The following is an 18287-nucleotide window of genomic DNA, read 5'->3' on the forward strand; positions in this document are numbered from 1 at the left end:
TCCCGACCGCTGGCCGGACATGAGTTGAGGCCCTTTGCGGTCCCCGATCCCTCACCATCCGCAAGGGAGGCTCTGGTTCCTGGTCCGCGGCATCCGTCGGCGTCGGTCCAGGCGCTCTGGCGCGCCTCGTGTGGCCATGCCGGTGGAAGAGATATCGAGCACGAGTGACTTGTCCTCGATCAACAAGCGGCGGGGCGATTACGTCAGCATTGCCGACGCCACGATACAAAGATCCATCGCAATCGACGATGTCCCGACCAGCTTGGTGGCAGCGCTTGAGACCGACGGTCCAACCATTTGTCGAACGGCCGTAAACGTCGAGCAATACCTCATCGCACCGGAAACGCCTTGCCGCACGGTCAACAACGACTGCGTTGGGCCAAGCGCACTCAGACGGCATGCGCACGCGCGCCGCATTCAAGCCGCATCGACATTGGGATTCACTCAGCAACAAGGTTCTCTCCGCGGTGCGTTAAGCGTTCGCGGATCCTACGCACGTCCCGTGCCAACGGAGAAAGTCTTTTCTAAACAAGGCGATGCGTTCTACGTTGGATTTGTATGTCGAACATTGAACAAATGCGAAGCGCGCTCGTAAGAGCCGGGGAATTCCGTTTTCGCCTTGGAAATATCGTGTCCGCCATCTCTGGCAAATGCTGCGAACGGACACCCCTAGTGTCGAATTTGTCGGGCTCGCGACACGTTGGTGTTCGCCCCTCCTTGCTGCGCGCCCGCCAAACGGTTGAATGATCAGCCGAAATAGCTCCTCTCGTGCAGTTGGCACGGCATTTGAACCTCCCACAGGATCAGACCGCATGAACCTGCCGATCGTGGCATGGGTTGCGCAGGTGACATCGCGGCCGATGAGGAGAGGGAACATGTCAGGTAAGTCTCAGACGCGCATTGTGTGGCGAACGGGCATCCCGCGCGCGCTTCAAAGGTCCTATCGGCCTCATCGGCTTCGACACTCACGATCGCGCAGCACTGGTCCATGGCCTTCAATCGACCCCGCGGCGAGGTTCGACGAACATGTGCTCGCCTGTGTCCTGTCACGAGCGCTCGAGGAGGTTGACGCCGGCGAGACGACAGCGACGGAGGCAACCGGGCTTTCGTGTGCCGAACTGCGGGATCTCCTGACGCTCAGTTTCCCCACTGTCCCTATCTGTGCCTTCGCCCTGGACGAGGCGACCGACCCCGAGCTGGAGATGGAGGAAGAACTCCTGCGCGACCTGCTGCTCGTCTACGCGCGGCCGGGCGACCCGGCGAGCGCCAGGTTCGCCAAGATCATCGCCCGGCGCGCCATGCGCGATGACCATCTCTGGCAAGATCTTGGCCTGTTCAACCGAGCCGAACTTGGCCGGTTGCTTGCCGCGCATTTCCCGTTGCTGGCAGCCGGCAACGCGAAAGACATGAAATGGAAGAAATACCTTTACCGCACGCTCTGCGAGTCTGAAGGCTTTTCCATATGTACAGCGCCCAGTTGCGGGGAATGCCGTGATTTCGACAGCTGCTTTGGCCCGGAGGAAGACGAAAGCTTCCTGGCCCGGATCAGGAATGACATCGATCTGAATTAACAGCCGCTTTTGTCAGCGGAAACGAGGTGGCCGGCGCCGGGTCCGGCGGCGTGCCGGGAGAGCGATGTTCATCGCTTCGCCAGTGTTCGTGACAGTCGTTTGAGCCGAAGGCCGAACATATGCGGCCCCAAGGAGCCGCCAGATGAGAAAAAACCAGATTGCGAGCAACCCGCTTCCAGATCACGTCCCGCCCGAAATGGTAAGGGACTTCAGCCTGTTCACGTCGCCTGGGATGGCGCCGACGGCCAACGGAGATCCACACGCGGCTGTGGCATGCGTGCATGACGGGCCGCCGATCTTTTATTCCCCCAACAACACGCGCGATGGCCAGGGCACCTGGGTCATCACACGCGCCAAAGACCAGCGCACAGTGCTGCAGGACACTGAAACCTTTTCCAGCCACCGCAGCATCTTCGCATCCGCGCTTGGCGAAAACTGGCCGATGATCCCGCTCGAACTCGACCCACCGGCCCATGGCATCTTTCGTTCACTGCTCAACCCGTTGTTTTCACCCCAGCGGGTCACAGCGCTGGAACCGGCTGTTCGGGAAAGGGCGGTCGCACTGATCGACAGCATCGCCGCCGCGGGCACGAGCTGCGATCTAATGAAGGAATTTGCCTTTCCTTTCGCGGTCAACATCTTTCTTCGCTTTCTGGGGCTACCGGACGACCGGCTCACCACGTTCGTCGGCTGGGGGAAGAATCTGTTCCACGGCGATGTTCCCAAAAGGCTAGCGGCGGCCCAACGGATTGTCGCTTTCATCGACGAACTTGCAGCCCTGCGCCGCAAGGTGCCCGGCGATGATTTCATGACCTTTGTCGTGCAGGCACAGGTGCAGGGCCGCCCACTTTCCGACGAGGAAGTCCGTGGCATCGGCGTGCTCGTGTTCGCTGCAGGTCTCGACACGGTTGCAACAGCGATAGGCTTCGACTTGGCCTATCTGGCGCGCAATCAGAAAGACCAGGAATGGCTGCGGAGCGAACCCGACCGCATCGTGCTCGCAGCCGAAGAATTGCTGCGCGCTTATCCCACTGTGCAGATAATCCGGGTGGCAACCAAAGATATCGACTTCGAAGGCGCGCCGATCCGAAAGGGCGATTATGTTTCCTGCGCCTCAATGATTGCCAATCGTGATCCGGCTGAATTCGACTGTCCAAACACGATCAATCTGGCGCGAGAGCACAACCGCCACACCGCCTTTGCCTATGGTCCCCACCGCTGCCTTGGCTCACACCTTGCGCGTCGCGAAATTGTCATTGGCCTGGAGGAGTGGCTGGCGCGCATCCCGCCCTTCCGGATCAAGGAGGGTACGGCGCCTATTGCCCATGGCGGCCATGTGTTCGGGATCGAAAATCTGATCCTGGATTGGTCCTGATCAACGCCGGCCGTCAGAGAACAGACATGGAGCTAGCGCATGCGGATCATCGTCCACAATACGAAGTGTCAGGGCCACGCGCGATGCTGGGCGCACGCACCGGACATTTTCAAGCTTGATGACGAGGGCTACATCCTGCCCGGTGACATCAAAGTGGCGGAGAAGGACGAACGGCTCGCGTCACAAGGCGCGCGATCGTGCCCAGAACGTGCACTGGTAATCGATCTCACGGCCGCCGCTTGACACGGGTGTTCGTCCTTATCAACCGAGTCAAGCGGCATCCCGCGTATGGAAAGCGCCGCGCCCCTTCTCTCCTGCGACAGGTTTGTCCAACTGGGCATTGGGTGGCCCTTTCCGGCGTCGGCCGCTCGATATGACCCAAAACCGCCGGGGGAAGTTCGTCGACAGTTCGGCTCCCTTCAGCATTAGGCGACACACGATCGTGCCGCGTCACTGCATGAGCGGAAACACCTCCTCCAATCTCAAAGTTGGACAAGACAATGGACCAGGCAAAACTTACCGAACTGCTCGACCGGGAGGCAATCCGCGACTGCCTTTACCGCTACTGCCGCGGAATAGACCGCGCGGACGAGTCGGCTCTGCGAAGCGCGTACTGGCCCGATGCCCACGACAATCATGGGACCTATTGCGGCTCAGCCGAGGGCTTCGTGGAGTTTGCGCTGAGTGTCTTCAAGACCCGACCCCGCAACGTCCATCAGGTTACCAACATTCTGATCGACTTCACTCGCCCGACACGCGCCCTCGTCGAGAGCTATTTCACTGCGCTCCAGCGCGGAACGGATGAGGATCAACAGACGCGCCAATTGCTCCTCTGCGGCCGCTACTGCGATCTTTTTGAGAAGAGGGAAGGCGAGTGGCGGATTGCCGAACGGACGGTGGTTTACGACTGGCTGGAGGAGCAGACCGCACCGGCAGGCTGCGAAGCGGATCGGTTCGGACCGCCCCGGCAGACGATCGGTGCACCTTATCCGGATGATCCGGTCTATCGGCTGGGGACGCGCCGCGGCGGAGGCAAAAGGCTATGACAACCCCGCAATGTGCCAGTGCTTCTTCCGGCGAAGCCCTGACCGCTGGGCATGATCGCTAGCACGGTGGCGTTCTCATGAAGCTGGCAGCGCGCGTCGTCATCATTACAGGCGCTGCAGGCGGAATTGGCCGGGTCCTAGCCGATACGTTTGCCGCCAATGGAGACGTCATCGTGGCGGTGGACCTTCCCGGAAGCGGGGTGCTTGAATTGGCCCGCGGTCTTGGCCATCCGCATCTCGGCCTCGAGTGCGATATCTCGAGAGCCAAGGACATCCGTGCCCTTTGTCGCCGCATCGAAGCACAGTTCGCTCAGATCAGCGTCCTCGTCAATAACGCGGCTGTTGGGCCCTCCGTGGCCGCGACTGTCGACACCAGCATCGTGTGCTTCCGACGCGCCCTGGCAGTAAACCTGATCGGGCCTTTCGTCATGGCACGCGAAGCGGCGAGGCGGATGCTGCCAGGGTCTGTCATCGTCAACGTGGCCTCGATCGCTGGCGTGGTCGGCAATCCCAAACGCAACGCCTACGCCGCCTCCAAAGCGGGCCTCATCTCTTTGACGAAATCGTTGGCGTGCGAATGGGCTTCGCGCGGCATCCGCGTGGCGGCGGTAGCGCCGGGTTATGTGCGTACGCCGATGGTCGCCGAACTTGAACGCGCGGGCAAAGTGGATCTAGCGACGGTGCGCCGCCGCGTCCCGATCGGGCGTATGGCCCGCCCCGACGAGATCGCCCGGGCCGTGCGGTTTCTGGCCAGCCCGCAAGCGAGTTACATCACCGGTTCGGTGCTGACGGTAGATGGAGGCTGGATGTCCTTCAACCAGCCGGGCGATGCGCATCCGCCGATGGACGAGACGCCACAAGCCGAGCTCTCCCGTCCGGCCGAACACACCAATGGACGGATCGTGCTCGTCACGGGTGGGGCTTGCGCCATAGGCACGGCCATCGTTCGTCGCTTTGCCGAGAACGGCGACACTGTCGTGATTGCCGACAGCGATGTCGGTGCAGCGGCAGAGCTCGCTCGATCGCTCGGCGGCAACCACGTGGTAGCACGCGTGAACGTGGCCAGCGAGAGTCAGGTGGTGGGGCTCTTCGATGATCTGCGCAGGCGCTTCGGCCGCCTCGAGATTCTCGTCAACAGTGCTGCTGTCGTCGATACGTCTGTGTCGGGGATCGAACAAGGTCCGGCAGAGATCGAACGCATCTTGGACGTCAACCTTACCAGCGCCTTCACCTGCGCGCGTGAGGCGATCAAGATGATGCGTCCCGCAGGCGTGATCCTTAATCTCGGACCAATCAACAGCTTTCTGCCCGTCGCAAGGCGCCATGCCTATGGCGCATGCAAAGCAGGCATAGAAATCCTTACCCGGTGCATGGCAGCCGAATTCGGGCCGGTCGGCATTCGAACAGCCACCGTTGCTCCTGGTTACATCGACACGACCGACACTGATTATTTGACGAAGCCCGGCAGCATCGACCCGAAAGCGATCAGCCGGCGCATTCCGATGGGCAGGATGGGACGGCCCGAAGAGATCGCGCACGCAGTGTTCTTCCTGGCTTCGCCTGATGCTTCATATGTCAATGGCTCGAGCCTCTGCGTGGATGGCGGCTCGACCTCGTTCGGCGATGTGGGATTCGCCAACGAACCCGATCACGAGTCAATCGAGGCCGTGGAATGACTGCCGGCTGTTCCCCAGGCGATTGGACGGGCTCCTCGGAGCCGAAAATTTCACGGGCTTTTAAGCTCCTGCTGGTGGCACCAAACCGCGGCCCGGGATGCGAGGCGAATTCGCTCCACACGTTACAGCGCCTCCGACGCCGTCCGCACACGTCTCTGCCACTCTCTGTGTAAGCGAGGCATCACATTGGAATTCGCAACATTCATCCTGGCCGCTCAACGCGGCTATCATCAATCGTCCGACAGCGTCATTCGCAACGCCGTCGAACAGGCAGTCGTTTCGGAGCAGGCTGGCTTCAACACCACCTGGTTCGCCGAGCACCATTTCAACAATTATAGCCTGGTTCCGTCGCCCTTGATGATGGTCGCCCACTGCGCCGGCGTGACGAGCGCCATTCGGCTGGGCACCGGCGTCTGCGTGCTGCCGCTTTATCAACCGCAGCGCCTGCTCTCCGAAATAGGCTTCGCCGATGTCGTGTCGAACGGCCGCCTCGAACTGGGAGTCGGCTCGGGCTACCAGCAGTTCGAGTTTGAGCGCTTCGGCGTCGACGTCAATGAAGCTCCAGCCGTTTTTTCGGAATATCTGGAGATTCTTCTCAAAGGGCTCAACCAAAAGGTCTTCGAGCATCAGGGCCAGTATGAGACCATCCCGCCGACGGCGATCTCGGTAAAAACCGTCCAAAAGCCGACCCCGCCGATCTGGATTGCCGCTGGCTCCGCGCGCAGCATGAGCCGCGCGTATCGTCAGGGACACAATCTTTTTGTCACGGCATTCCACAATGGTTTGGAGACTGTGAGCATGCTGCGCGATAGCATTGCGAAGGCGGCTGCTTCGGAGGCCAAGAATGTTGCGGATGCCAGAATTTCGCTGCTTCGCTGCTGCTATGCCAGCGATGACGCGGCAGAGATCAACAGCTATCTCGACAACGCCCGCTTCCAGCGCCGGCTGTCTGAAGCGCTGCAGCAGCGCCGCCAGCAGAGCCAGGACGGCTACCTGCTGCAGGAAACGCCGACGCAGCATGATCTGTCGCTCGAGACTATGCGCGACAACTTGCCGATCGGCGGGGTCAATCGTGTGATCGATCGCCTACTGGAAGAGATTGACATCCTAAAACCGGATCAGGTCGCGATTCAAACCCAACTGGGAGATTTCGATCAAAGGGCGATGCTGCGCCAGCTCGATCTCTGGGGGGACAAGATTATCCCGGCAGTCAACAAGGCTCTCGCTCGCGTGGAGGTTTGAACTTCTCGCCGCATTTCGGCGCTCGCTTCAATTGGCATAACAAAGCGGCGGCCGTTCGATGACGGCACAGACGCGGTGCCCAAGGCTGAGACAGCTATCTACTGAAAGGCTTGCATCGGCTGCGCCCGCTGCTCTGCACGGCCTTCTGCCGCGCATGCCCGGCGCGCTCCGGCTTCGCCAAGATCATCGCCCTCGAACTTGTTGTGCAAGGTTGGACAGGGATGTCGGAAGCTGCTCCCGTCAAGGCGTCACTGACGTTGCGCTCCCAGCGTTTGTGGTCGCAGTCGGACTTTCTCCCTCTGGCGTGCTTGTCGCTTTGGCCTGCGGGTTCATTGGAAGCGAAATGGAGTCAGAAGAGGAGTCAGATGAAGAGCAAAAGGATGAACAAACCGCGGCAACGGCATCATCCTGATCCTGCGTCGAGGAGCAGAAAAGGTAACACATATCGGCAACGGGGTCAGCCCGCACAGCAGGCGTGTCGAAGAGCCATGTGCCGACGGCGGCGGTGAGTGTGAGCATCGGAATGGTGCTACGGTTCATAAGGTATCTCCTCTCTGGTAATTGTCGCCTCTTTTCCCACAAGCAGCGCATCAGATCGCGCAGCCGCGAATGAAGTGAATTTGAGATAAACGAGTGTCACCGGGCGTCTTGCGACAGGGATCATGGCCTGAAAGACGTCGAGATCCATATTATTCAAACTCCTTAAGTAGCTTCTGCTACTGTAAGGCTACCACCCAGCAGCGATCGTTGCATTGATTTCGCGTTACATTTGTAATCTAGCGACTGCGGGAGTGCTTTCAACCATGGCGCTGCGGCGGCCAGGCCTGAAACGCTGGACTGAAGCGACACACGGGCGCCGGTCCGTTCCTGGTGGCGGGCGAGACCATGGACCCGCCCGGATCGCCGCCAGATGGATCAGGTCTGGAATCCTTGGTTACAGCGACACTGCAAGCCACCAGATAGGCGGCTGCGACATGGTGGAAAGAACATCGGATCGCGGGTAGCCGCGCATGAGCCCAGCCGTGAGGGGAAAGGGGCCGCCAGCCGCTGTGGCCTCCGCGAATGTCAACTTCTAGCCATGGACACTTTCGTGCAGGCTTGTCCAATCCGCGACATGGGCTTGTTTAGCCAATGTATGATTTGCCTCATACTAAATAGCTGAAAAGCAACCACAAAGCTCTTCCATCACTCGATCCGACCAGGTTGGCACGCGTTTTGATTGTTCCCTTGCGAGGCGGCTGAGCTGCCGACCCGGTCACGCGTGCGCTAGCCGCAATTAATGGAACGAAGGAAGGGAAAGCAACATGTCGCGTCTGCGTCAGATCGCGTTCTACGGGAAGGGGGGCATCGGAAAGTCTACCACCTCCCAAAACACGCTCGCCGCCCTGGTCGACCTTGGGCAGAGGATTCTCATCGTAGGCTGCGACCCCAAGGCCGACTCGACCCGTCTCATCCTTAACGCGAAGGCTCAAGACACCGTGCTCCACCTGGCCGCGCAGGAAGGGTCAGTCGAGGATCTCGAGCTCCAGGATGTGCTGAAGATCGGTTACAAGGACATCAAATGCGTGGAATCGGGTGGACCCGAGCCGGGCGTTGGTTGCGCTGGCCGCGGCGTCATCACTTCGATCAATTTCCTTGAGGAGAATGGCGCCTACAACGACGTGGATTACGTGTCCTACGACGTGCTTGGTGACGTTGTGTGCGGCGGCTTCGCAATGCCCATCCGCGAGAACAAGGCACAGGAAATCTACATCGTCATGTCCGGCGAGATGATGGCGCTCTATGCTGCAAACAATATCGCCAAAGGCATCTTGAAATATGCCCACTCGGGCGGCGTGCGTCTGGGCGGCCTGATCTGCAACGAGCGCCAGACCGACCGCGAACTCGATCTGGCCGAAGCTCTCGCGCTAAGGCTCAATTCCAAGCTCATCCACTTCGTGCCGCGTGACAACATCGTCCAGCACGCCGAACTGCGCAAGATGACGGTGATCCAATACGCGCCCGATTCCAAGCAGGCGGGGGAATACCGCGCGCTCGCCGAGAAGATCCACGCCAATGGCGGTCAAGGAACCGTGCCCACGCCGATCACCATGGAAGAGCTGGAAGACATGCTGCTCGACTTCGGCATCATGAAGACGGAGGAGCAGATGCTGGCCGAGCTCGCAGCAAAGGAAGCTGCATCTGCGGCTGCTCAGTAGTCGCCGCTGGACCGGGCCTGAGGCTCGAAGCCGGGGCCTTCACCGAACGGCGTTTAAAGGCGCCGGCCAAGAACCTCAAAAAGGGCAGTTTTATGAGCCTTGACTCTCAAAATGACGGCGCTTTGAACACCAAGCTCATTGAGCAAGTGCTATCGCGCTATCCAGAAAAAACGGCAAAGCGGCGCAGGAAACACTTGGGCGTCGCCGCCGGCGGCCAAGTGGTAGCCGGAGAGGCGCAACCTCTCTCCGAATGCGACGTCAAATCCAACATCAAGTCCATTCCCGGTGTGATGACCATCCGGGGCTGTGCCTATGCCGGTTCCAAAGGCGTGGTGTGGGGGCCGGTCAAGGACATGATCCATATCTCGCATGGGCCCGTCGGGTGTGGCCAATATTCCTGGTCGCAGCGCCGCAACTACTATGTCGGGACCACCAGCATCGACAGCTTCGTGACCATGCAGTTCACCTCCGACTTTCAGGAAAAGGATATCGTCTTCGGCGGCGACAAGAAGCTGGAAAAGATCATCGACGAGATCGAAGAGCTTTTCCCGCTGAACAAGGGCATTACCATTCAGTCGGAATGCCCGATCGGGTTGATCGGCGACGACATCGAGGCGGTCTCGCGCAAAAAGGCCAAGCAGCACGAAAAAACCATCGTGCCGGTGCGCTGCGAGGGATTCCGCGGCGTCTCGCAATCGCTCGGCCACCACATCGCCAATGACGCGATCCGCGACTGGGTCTTTGAGAAGAAGGACGTCGAGCTCGAGGTGGGTCCTTACGACGTCAACGTCATCGGCGACTACAACATCGGCGGTGATGCCTGGGCGTCGCGCATCCTGCTCGAGGAGATTGGCCTGCGCGTGGTCGGCAACTGGTCGGGTGACGCGACGCTCGCCGAAATCGAGCGGGCACCCAAAGCCAAGCTCAACCTCATCCATTGCTACCGATCGATGAACTACATCTGCCGACACATGGAAGAAAAATACGGCATCGCCTGGATGGAGTACAACTTCTTCGGGCCCTCCCAGATCGAATCCTCGCTACGCAACATAGCCAAGCATTTCGGGCCGGAGATCCAGGAGAAAACCGAGTACGTGATTGCCAAATACCGCCCGCTGGTGGAGGCAGTCATCGACAAATATTGGCCACGCCTGGAGGGTAGGACGGTGATGCTGTACGTTGGCGGCCTGCGCCCTCGGCACGTCATCTCCGCCTACGAAGACCTCGGTATGGAGATCGTCGGCACAGGCTACGAATTCGGGCACAACGACGACTATCAGCGCACCGGTCACTACGTGACAGAGGGGACGCTGATCTATGATGACGTGACCGGTTACGAACTGGAAAAATTCATCGAGGGAATCCGTCCCGATCTCGTTGGCTCCGGTATCAAGGAGAAGTATCCGGTCCAGAAGATGGGCATACCGTTTCGTCAGATGCACTCCTGGGACTATTCCGGCCCCTACCATGGCTATGACGGCTTCGCCATCTTCGCCCGTGACATGGACATGGCCATCAACAACCCGGTCTGGGATCTCTTCGACGCGCCGTGGAAGAAAAACACCACGCCGTCGACCGCCATGGCAGCCGAATGAGAACCTCGCTTCGCAGCGCCAGCGAGGCCTCGAACGCCTGCGGCTATTGATCCGCGGGAGACCCGAACGTCTTGACGTCCCTGTGCCGCCGGGTGGCGCGCCCAGATCAAAAAAGGTACCCCCCAATGCCGCAGTCGGCCGAAAAAATCCTCGATCACGCTCCTCTGTTCCGCGAGGCGGAATACAGGCAGATGCTTGCCGAAAAGAGGCTGAATTTCGAATGTCCGCACCCGGTCGAGATCGTGACCGATCAACGCGAATTCACCAAGACCTGGGAATATCGGGAAAAAAACCTCGCGCGCGAAGCGCTTGTCGTCAATCCAGCCAAGGCTTGCCAGCCGCTTGGCGCGGTATTCGCGGCCGCGGGCTTCGAGCGCACGATGTCATTCGTCCACGGCAGCCAGGGCTGCGTGGCCTATTATCGTTCGCACCTGTCGCGCCACTTCAAGGAGCCGTGCTCGGCGGTCTCGTCATCGATGACCGAAGACGCAGCCGTGTTTGGCGGGCTGAAGAACATGATCGACGGGCTCGCCAACACCTACAAGCTCTACGACCCGAAGATGATCGCCGTCTCGACCACCTGCATGGCCGAGGTGATCGGCGACGATCTGCATTCGTTTATTGAAAATGCCAAGACGGAGGGCTCCGTACCACAGGACTTCGAAGTGCCTTTCGCCCACACGCCGGCGTTTGTCGGCAGCCATGTCGACGGCTACGACGTAATGGTCAAGGGCGTGCTGGAAAACTTCTGGATGGGGAAGCAGCGCGCTGAAGTGCCCAACGTCATAAACATCATTCCCGGTTTCGACGGTTTCTGCGTCGGCAACAATCGAGAGCTTAAACGTCTGCTGGACTTGATGGGTGTGTCCTACACTTTCATCCAGGACGCATCAGACCAGTATGACACCCCGTCGGACGGCGAATTTCGCATGTATGATGGTGGCACGAAGATCGAGGACGTGAAAGCGGCGCTTAATGCGCAAGCAACGCTGTCGCTGCAACATTATAACACCCGCAAGACACTGGAATATTGCCAGCAGGTCGGGCAGGCGACAGCCTCCTTTCATTATCCCATCGGTGTCGAGGCAACCGACGAGCTCCTGATGAGGGTATCGGCGATAACCGGCAAGGAAATCCCCGAGGCGATCCGCCTGGAACGTGGCCGCCTGGTCGACGCGATGGCCGACAGCCAGTCCTGGCTGCACGCCAAGAAATACGCGATCTATGGTGACCCGGACTTCGTCCACGCCATGGCCCGTTTCGTGATGGAGACGGGCGGAGAGCCGACCCACTGCCTGGCCACCAACGGCACCAACGCCTGGGAAGCCGAGATGAAGAGGATGCTCGCAGCGTCCTCCTTTGGCAAGCATGCCCAGGTCTGGGCAGGCAAGGACCTGTGGGCGATGCGCTCCCTGCTCTTTACCGAACCCGTGGACCTGCTGATCGGCAATTCCTACGGCAAGTATCTGGAGCGCGACACGGGCACGCCGCTGATCCGACTGATGTTCCCGATTTTCGATCGGCACCATCACCACCGCTTCCCACTCATGGGCTACCAGGGCGGCCTGCGCGTGCTGACGACAATCCTAGACAAGATCTTCGACAAGCTCGACCGTGAGACGATCGAGCCGGGCACCGACTATTCCTTCGATCTGACCCGCTAAAAGCAGCAGCCAGCCCGCCCCGCAGGCTGGCTGCTGCTTCCGACGGCCTTTGGAGACCATGTATGTCCTTGCCTAGTGCGAAACTTCAGCAGGTCTTCAACGAGCCCGCTTGCCAGAAGAACCAGGGCAAGGATGCCAACGCCCGAAAACAGGGCTGTTCGAAGCCGCTGACTCCCGGGGCCGCAGCCGGAGGCTGCGCCTTCGACGGCGCCAAGATTGCGTTGCAGCCCATCACCGACGTCGCGCATCTGATCCATGCACCGCTCGCCTGCGAGGGCAATTCCTGGGACAACCGCGGCGCGGCTTCGTCCGGGTCAACTCTGTGGCGCACAAGCTTCACGACCGATCTCAGCGAACTCGACATCGTCATGGGGCAGGGCGAGCGCAAGCTCTTCAAAGCCATTCGCGAGATCAAGCAAGCTTATGCGCCGCCGGCGATCTTCGTCTATGCAACCTGCGTGACGGCGCTGATCGGCGATGACATCGACGCCGTCTGCAAGCGCGCGACGGAGAAGTTCGGCTTGCCGGTGGTGTCGATCAATGCACCAGGCTTTGTCGGCTCTAAAAATCTTGGCAACAAACTCGCCGGCGAGGCGTTGCTCGATCACGTCATCGGCACTGCTGAGCCCGATGATGTCGGCCCGTACGACATCAATATCATCGGCGAATTCAATCTCTCGGGGGAGTTCTGGCTGGTAAAGCCACTTCTCGATCGCCTCGGCATTCGCGTGCGCGCCTGCATTCCGGGCGATGCGCGCTATCTCGACATCGCTTGCGCGCACCGCGCCCGCATCACGATGGTGGTGTGCTCGACCGCTCTCATCGGCCTCGCCCGTAAGCTGGAGAAGCGCTGGGACATCCCGTTCTTCGAGGGGTCCTTCTACGGCATCACAGCCACCTCCCAAGCACTTCGCAAGATCGCTGACCAGCTCGTCAGCCAGGGGGCCCATCCGGAGCTCGTCGACCGTACCGAGGCGTTGATTGCGCAGGAGGAGGCGATCGCTTGGGAAAAGCTAGCGGCCTACCGCCGGAGGCTGGAAGGTAAGCGAGTGCTCATCAACACCGGCGGTGTGAAGTCCTGGTCGCTCGTCGATGCGCTGATGGAGATCGGCATTGAGATCGTCGGAACCTCCGTCAAGAAATCAACTGTTGAAGACAAGGAGCGCATCACACAGATCCTGATGGAAGAGGACCAGATCTTCGAGTCGCTGGCACCGCCCGAACTTTACGCCATGCTCTCGCAAGACAAGGTCGATATCATGTTGTCGGGCGGGCGCACGCAATTCGTCGCGCTGAAAGCAAAGACACCCTGGCTCGACATCAACCAGGAGCGTCATCATCCCTATGCCGGCTACGACGGCATGGTTGAACTCGTACGCCAGATCGATCTTGCCATACACAACCCGATCTGGTGCCAGGTGCGCGAGCCGGCACCGTGGGATAGCCATCCTGTCTCGGCGGATGGGCCGACGTCCACAACCAGCGCCAGCACGACCGGCCGCGCTTGTGAGAAAATCGCCTGCAGCACGGCCTACGCCGCTGGCCAGGGTTGAGGAACCCGATGGCCAGCATCCTTCCCCAGGCCAAATCGGCGGCGGTCAATCCGCTGAAATCCTCTCAGCCGCTGGGTGCCGCTTTCGCCTTTCTCGGCGTCGATGGCGCGATTCCCCTGTTCCACGGCAGCCAAGGCTGCACCAGCTTCGCTTTGGTGCTCTTCGTGCGGCATTTCAAGGAAGCAGTGCCCTTGCAAACAACGGCGATGGACGAATTGGCGACGATCCTTGGCGGGGCGGATCATCTCGAAGAAGCGATCCTGAACCTCAAGACCCGCACCAAGCCAAAGCTGATCGGAGTCTGCACAACGGCGCTGGTGGAAACCCGTGGTGAAGATTTCGCGAGCGACATCGCCAGCATTAAGCGCGATCGCGCGAAAGAACTCGCGGGGACGGAGATCATGCTGGCCAAGACGCCGGATTTCGACGGCGCGATCGAAGAGGGCTGGGCCAAGGCTGTCACCGCGATGATCGAAGGCATTACACGGCCCGGCGAGCAGGTGCGGCAGGCCAGTAAGGTCGCGGTCCTGCCCGGCTGGAATCTCACCGTGGCTGATATCGAGCACTTGCGCGAGGTCGTGGAAAGCTTCGGTCTGCAGCCGGTGGTCCTGCCGGACGTCTCCGGCTCGCTCGATGGTATGGTGCCTGACCGCTGGGTTCCCACCACCTACGGCGGCACCAGCGTCAAGGATATTCGCGAGCTTGGCACCGCGGCGCATTGCATCGCCATCGGCGAGCATATGCGCTGTCCGGCGGAGGCGCTGCAGCGGCTGACGGGGGTGCCGTACATGTTGTCTCAGTCTCTGATCGGCTTGCAGGCCGTCGATCGGCTTATCTCGTTTCTTTCCATGATTTCTGGCGCGGCGGTGCCGGTCACGGTACGCCGTCGTCGGGCTCAATTGCAGGATGCCTTGCTCGACGGACATTTCCATTTCGGTGGCAAGAAAATTGCGATCGCAGCCGAACCTGATCAGCTCTATCAACTGGCGACCTTTTTCGTCGGCATGGGCGCCGAAATTGCGGCGGCCGTCACCACGGCCGAGACGTCGAGGATTCTGGAGACAATTCCAGCGGAATCGGTCCAGGTCGGCGATCTTGGCGATCTGGAAGCCCTTGCTGCCGGCACTGACCTCATTGTCACCCATTCCCACGGGCGCCAGGCAGCAGCGCGGCTCGGCATTCCCCTCATGCGCGTCGGCTTCCCGATCTTCGACCGTCTCGGCAGCCAGCACAAGCTCACAATCCTCTATCAAGGGACGCGCGACCTCCTCTTCGAAGCCGCCAACCTTTTCCAGGCCACCCAGCATGCACCGAAGCCCGAGACACTTGATCCATTTCGCAACCGAGACATGCCAGATGACGCTTCGTCGCTTCTCGCTCGTTCCTGACGAGGTTCACGCAATGCCCCCGGAGAGGCGACCTGGCGCATTACGCGTGGCGATCGCTACACAAGACTTGAAAAATCTTAACGCCCATTTCGGATCGGCCAGGCGGTTTGCCGTCTACGACGTGACGCCCGCCGGGTGGAGTTTCGTGGAAGCAGTGGAGTTCGAGGACATTTCCAACGAGAGCGGTACGCAGCGAACCGAAGGCGACGACCGCATCACCCCGAGAGTGAGGGCATTGAAAGGCTGTCATCTCCTGTTTTGTCTGGCGATCGGCGGGCCCTCCGCAGCCAAGCTCGTTACGGCAAAAATCCATCCGATCAAAGTGCCACACCCTCAATCCATCTCTGACGTCCTTTGGCGAACCCAGGGGATGCTCAGGAAGACGCCTCCGCCCTGGCTGCGCAAGGTGTTAGCGGGCGCAGGCCTTCGCCAAAGGAAACCGTCTTTCGATGACGAAGATTGAATCAAGGAGAATGCACAATGGATGATGCGGCGATGATCCCAGCAGTCAATGAGGACAAGGCGGCGCTTGCCACCTCTTTCGTCAAGTGTCTCGTGCGGCTGCTTCGCGCGCAGGATTCCTACGGCGCGTGGGAAGGCAAGCCTGACCCAGAACTACTGGCCGACTTCATAGTCACCAAAGAACAGCGTCGTGAGATCCCAATCATCGGCGATCCTGATCCGGACGTCTTGTGGAGGCTCGACGTCTATTACACCGCTGTCGGGCTAGCCATCGAGGAGCGCACCGGCCTCATGGCATCGCCCATGATGAAAATCAGCCATGAGGGCTTCGGACGCGTGCTTCTCACGGCCGGGCGATTGGTGGTTCTGTCGAAGACGCTTCGCGACGTGCATCGGTTCGGGTTCGAGACGTTTCGGACGCTTGCGGAGGCTGGGACAAGGCTGGTTGATGATGCGATCGCGGCCATCGAAATCTATCCCGACGCCGCCCGGGCGTGATGGAACGCTTTCGCTGCCGCGCGCCGGTACTGAGGAACATCAAGGGTGGGCAAGGTCCGTCTTCGGTGCCAGCCCCAAGCGGTGCCACGAACTGGCCGGCTAGTCTCTGGGGGAGGAGCGCGGCAGACCATGCAGCGATTGCGGCGCCATTGCCCATTGCCCCTATTGCCGAGGGCAGGATGCGGCTTGGAACGCGTGGCAAGTAGAAAAATACTCGGAAAGTAGCAGTGAAATGGCTTTTAAAACGGTGCTGTGTGTCACGGAAGTTGACCACTCCAATCAGGACGTCAGAATCGCCGCCAGTCTGTGTGCCGAGGTTGCCGCACGCCTGTCCGTATTGGTCATCAAATTTGCTCTGCGTCGGCCCATCGACGCAGTTTCAACCGGGTGGCTTGAGTGCAAACAGGACATGCTCGGACTGCAAAGACGGTCTGCCGAAACACTTTCACATGATCTCGCCAGACTGGAACACCGGTGCAGGGAAATCCATACCCTGCTGGAAGGAATGTGGGTTCCTTGTGACATTGACACAGATTATTCTGACCGGGCCTGTGTCGGCGACGTGGTGCGGCAGAGAGCACTCTGTGCAGACCTGACGGTCATCGGCCCCTCCCTCCTCAACGACGACGATCTTGGACCACTTGCGATAGACGGTAGCCTGTTCGAATCGGGAAAGCCGGTGCTCCTTGTTCCGAACGGCGTCAAGGCCTCGCTACGGCCGCGCCGCATACTGGTCGGCTGGGATTCGCGAGTGGAGACGTCGCGTGTCGTTCGGCAAGCGCTGCATCTGCTATCCGGCGCAGCGCACGTTCGTGTCACCCTGATTGATCCGGAGGCAACCGGGAACGGCCCCGAGTCGGAAATCGACATCGCGGCCTTTCTCGCCCAGCAGGGTATTCGCGTGGTTGTCGACCGACTGCCGACCCCCGTCCAGCCCGTCACCACAGCTCTCGCGCGGCACGCGATCGACACGTCCGCCGACATGGTCGTCCTGGGCGCTTGTGGCCACCGCCGGCTGCGTGAGCGGATTTTCGGCGGCGTCACCAGATGGATAACGGGGGAACCGCCATTGCCACTGCTTGTGGCGCGCTGAAGATCGAGTCAGTTGCCGCACGAAGAAATCGAGCCTGGCCGGAACGGTTCGGCAAGTGTCATCCAAGGAGTCGCCGCAGCGCGGGGGGCAGGGCAACGGTTCGGAGGAAGGACGTCATGTCGGATCGTGACGAACTGCAAAAGAAAGTCGGCAAGCGACCGACGTTTTTGTCGAGTTGGATGCTGCAAAGAGAGAACTCGCTGCCTTGGAGAGGTTACAATGACCAGCCCGTTCGTTACCCGCGACGGTTCCAGTTGGATGCCTGCATATCTGAGCGCCATCGATGGCACGACCTGCATCGGCTGCGGCCGTTGCTTCAAGGTCTGCTCGCGCGAAGTCATGCATCTTTACGGCGTCGACGACGCGGGTGAAATCCTCGGCATTTGCGATGAGGACGATGACTTCGACGGCGAGCTCAATCGCATGATTATGGTCGTCGACCATCCTGGCCGCTGCATCGGTTGCGGAGCCTGCGCCCGCGTCTGTGCAAAGAACTGCCAGACCCATGAAGCGGCCGACAACGCCGCAGCATGATCTGATAGACAACGGGAGAACGTCGGTGACTCTCAGAATGTTTTGCCACGCCATGGCGGTGATCCTGTCCATCAATGCTCTGGCTGTCTATCTCGTCTCGCATTCCATCCGAGCGGTGATCGTCAAGACGCTGAGTTGTGCGCTGCTTCTCCAGGCAGGCTATTTCGGAAGCGTGCTCTTTCTGATCTGGCGGTCAAGGCGTCCTGGGAGAGTTGCACAAGACACTAAGCATCCCGATGGCGCCAAGGAGGATCGGCGCCAGTGGCCGACCTGCCATGAGGATGAGGAATGAATCTTCGGACATCAGCGTCGGCGTAGCGCGTTGCTGCGTTGCGACCGCCAAGAGTGCTGCGTGTTTGCCCGAAGATAGGCTGGCAAATTTCCGGCATGTG

Annotated in this window: 16 protein-coding genes; all 16 read left to right on the forward strand. The window is 60.2% G+C overall.

The window, feature by feature from the left end:
* Positions 1-875 precede the first annotated feature (875 nt).
* The 16 genes from YU3_RS0125780 (at position 876) to YU3_RS37600 (ending at position 18187) form a co-directional block, all read left to right on the forward strand.
* Positions 876-1571 carry a nitrogen fixation protein NifQ gene (locus YU3_RS0125780; RefSeq protein ID WP_027168910.1) on the forward strand — a complete coding sequence of 232 codons (696 nt, stop codon included), beginning with the start codon at positions 876-878 and terminating at the stop codon, positions 1569-1571.
* Positions 1572-1728: 157 nt separating this feature from the next.
* On the forward strand, positions 1729-2946 hold the full coding sequence (locus tag YU3_RS0125785) for a cytochrome P450 (RefSeq protein ID WP_027168911.1): 1218 nt from the start codon (positions 1729-1731) through the stop codon (positions 2944-2946).
* 39 nt (positions 2947-2985) lie between these two features.
* On the forward strand, positions 2986-3189 hold the full coding sequence (locus YU3_RS0125790) for a ferredoxin (RefSeq protein WP_027168912.1): 204 nt from the start codon (positions 2986-2988) through the stop codon (positions 3187-3189).
* A gap of 257 nt (positions 3190-3446) precedes the next feature.
* A complete protein-coding gene (locus YU3_RS0125795) occupies positions 3447-3992 on the forward strand; it encodes a nuclear transport factor 2 family protein (protein WP_027168913.1) in 546 nt (181 codons plus the stop codon).
* A 77-nt stretch (positions 3993-4069) separates the two neighbouring features.
* The gene (locus tag YU3_RS0125800) at positions 4070-5668 is read left to right on the forward strand and encodes an SDR family oxidoreductase (protein WP_027168914.1); all 1599 of its coding nucleotides are present in this window, start codon (positions 4070-4072) and stop codon (positions 5666-5668) included.
* Positions 5669-5854: 186 nt separating this feature from the next.
* Positions 5855-6910, forward strand: a complete 1056-nt coding sequence (locus tag YU3_RS0125805) for an LLM class flavin-dependent oxidoreductase (protein WP_027168915.1) — start codon at positions 5855-5857, stop codon at positions 6908-6910.
* A 1304-nt stretch (positions 6911-8214) separates the two neighbouring features.
* Positions 8215-9108 (forward strand): nitrogenase iron protein, encoded by an 894-nt coding sequence (gene nifH / locus YU3_RS0125810; RefSeq protein WP_027168916.1) that lies wholly within the window; start codon positions 8215-8217, stop codon positions 9106-9108.
* A 92-nt stretch (positions 9109-9200) separates the two neighbouring features.
* Positions 9201-10703, forward strand: a complete 1503-nt coding sequence (nifD, locus tag YU3_RS0125815; protein ID WP_027168917.1) for a nitrogenase molybdenum-iron protein alpha chain — start codon at positions 9201-9203, stop codon at positions 10701-10703.
* Positions 10704-10828: 125 nt separating this feature from the next.
* Positions 10829-12367, forward strand: coding sequence for a nitrogenase molybdenum-iron protein subunit beta (gene nifK, locus YU3_RS0125820; RefSeq protein WP_027168918.1), 1539 nt, complete (start codon positions 10829-10831; stop codon positions 12365-12367).
* Between the two features lie 62 nt (positions 12368-12429).
* Positions 12430-13920, forward strand: a complete 1491-nt coding sequence (gene nifE, locus YU3_RS0125825; protein WP_027168919.1) for a nitrogenase iron-molybdenum cofactor biosynthesis protein NifE — start codon at positions 12430-12432, stop codon at positions 13918-13920.
* A gap of 8 nt (positions 13921-13928) precedes the next feature.
* The gene (gene nifN, locus YU3_RS0125830; protein ID WP_027168920.1) at positions 13929-15308 is read left to right on the forward strand and encodes a nitrogenase iron-molybdenum cofactor biosynthesis protein NifN; all 1380 of its coding nucleotides are present in this window, start codon (positions 13929-13931) and stop codon (positions 15306-15308) included.
* On the forward strand, positions 15277-15771 hold the full coding sequence (gene nifX, locus YU3_RS0125835) for a nitrogen fixation protein NifX (protein WP_027168921.1): 495 nt from the start codon (positions 15277-15279) through the stop codon (positions 15769-15771). The genes nifN and nifX overlap by 32 nt, the downstream gene beginning before the upstream one ends.
* Before the next feature lie 17 nt (positions 15772-15788).
* Positions 15789-16268 carry a NifX-associated nitrogen fixation protein gene (locus YU3_RS0125840; protein ID WP_027168922.1) on the forward strand — a complete coding sequence of 160 codons (480 nt, stop codon included), beginning with the start codon at positions 15789-15791 and terminating at the stop codon, positions 16266-16268.
* A 232-nt stretch (positions 16269-16500) separates the two neighbouring features.
* The gene (locus YU3_RS0125845) at positions 16501-17361 is read left to right on the forward strand and encodes a universal stress protein (protein ID WP_027168923.1); all 861 of its coding nucleotides are present in this window, start codon (positions 16501-16503) and stop codon (positions 17359-17361) included.
* A gap of 219 nt (positions 17362-17580) precedes the next feature.
* The gene (gene fdxB / locus YU3_RS0125850) at positions 17581-17895 is read left to right on the forward strand and encodes a ferredoxin III, nif-specific (protein WP_027168924.1); all 315 of its coding nucleotides are present in this window, start codon (positions 17581-17583) and stop codon (positions 17893-17895) included.
* A gap of 25 nt (positions 17896-17920) precedes the next feature.
* The gene (locus YU3_RS37600) at positions 17921-18187 is read left to right on the forward strand and encodes an exopolysaccharide production repressor protein (RefSeq protein ID WP_084508340.1); all 267 of its coding nucleotides are present in this window, start codon (positions 17921-17923) and stop codon (positions 18185-18187) included.
* Positions 18188-18287 lie beyond the last annotated feature (100 nt).

This window comes from Mesorhizobium sp. WSM3224, from assembly GCF_000427725.1.
Taxonomy (GTDB): domain Bacteria; phylum Pseudomonadota; class Alphaproteobacteria; order Rhizobiales; family Rhizobiaceae; genus Mesorhizobium.

Coding starts and splice junctions, on each gene's coding strand:
- YU3_RS0125780 (WP_027168910.1), top strand. CDS start 876: ATGTCAGGTAAGTCTCAGACGCGCATTGTGTGGCGAACGGGCATCCCG.
- YU3_RS0125790 (WP_027168912.1), top strand. CDS start 2,986: ATGCGGATCATCGTCCACAATACGAAGTGTCAGGGCCACGCGCGATGC.
- YU3_RS0125795 (WP_027168913.1), top strand. CDS start 3,447: ATGGACCAGGCAAAACTTACCGAACTGCTCGACCGGGAGGCAATCCGC.
- YU3_RS0125800 (WP_027168914.1), top strand. CDS start 4,070: ATGAAGCTGGCAGCGCGCGTCGTCATCATTACAGGCGCTGCAGGCGGA.
- nifH (WP_027168916.1), top strand. CDS start 8,215: ATGTCGCGTCTGCGTCAGATCGCGTTCTACGGGAAGGGGGGCATCGGA.
- nifD (WP_027168917.1), top strand. CDS start 9,201: ATGAGCCTTGACTCTCAAAATGACGGCGCTTTGAACACCAAGCTCATT.
- nifK (WP_027168918.1), top strand. CDS start 10,829: ATGCCGCAGTCGGCCGAAAAAATCCTCGATCACGCTCCTCTGTTCCGC.
- nifE (WP_027168919.1), top strand. CDS start 12,430: ATGTCCTTGCCTAGTGCGAAACTTCAGCAGGTCTTCAACGAGCCCGCT.
- nifN (WP_027168920.1), top strand. CDS start 13,929: ATGGCCAGCATCCTTCCCCAGGCCAAATCGGCGGCGGTCAATCCGCTG.
- nifX (WP_027168921.1), top strand. CDS start 15,277: ATGACGCTTCGTCGCTTCTCGCTCGTTCCTGACGAGGTTCACGCAATG.
- YU3_RS0125840 (WP_027168922.1), top strand. CDS start 15,789: ATGGATGATGCGGCGATGATCCCAGCAGTCAATGAGGACAAGGCGGCG.
- YU3_RS0125845 (WP_027168923.1), top strand. CDS start 16,501: ATGGCTTTTAAAACGGTGCTGTGTGTCACGGAAGTTGACCACTCCAAT.
- fdxB (WP_027168924.1), top strand. CDS start 17,581: ATGACCAGCCCGTTCGTTACCCGCGACGGTTCCAGTTGGATGCCTGCA.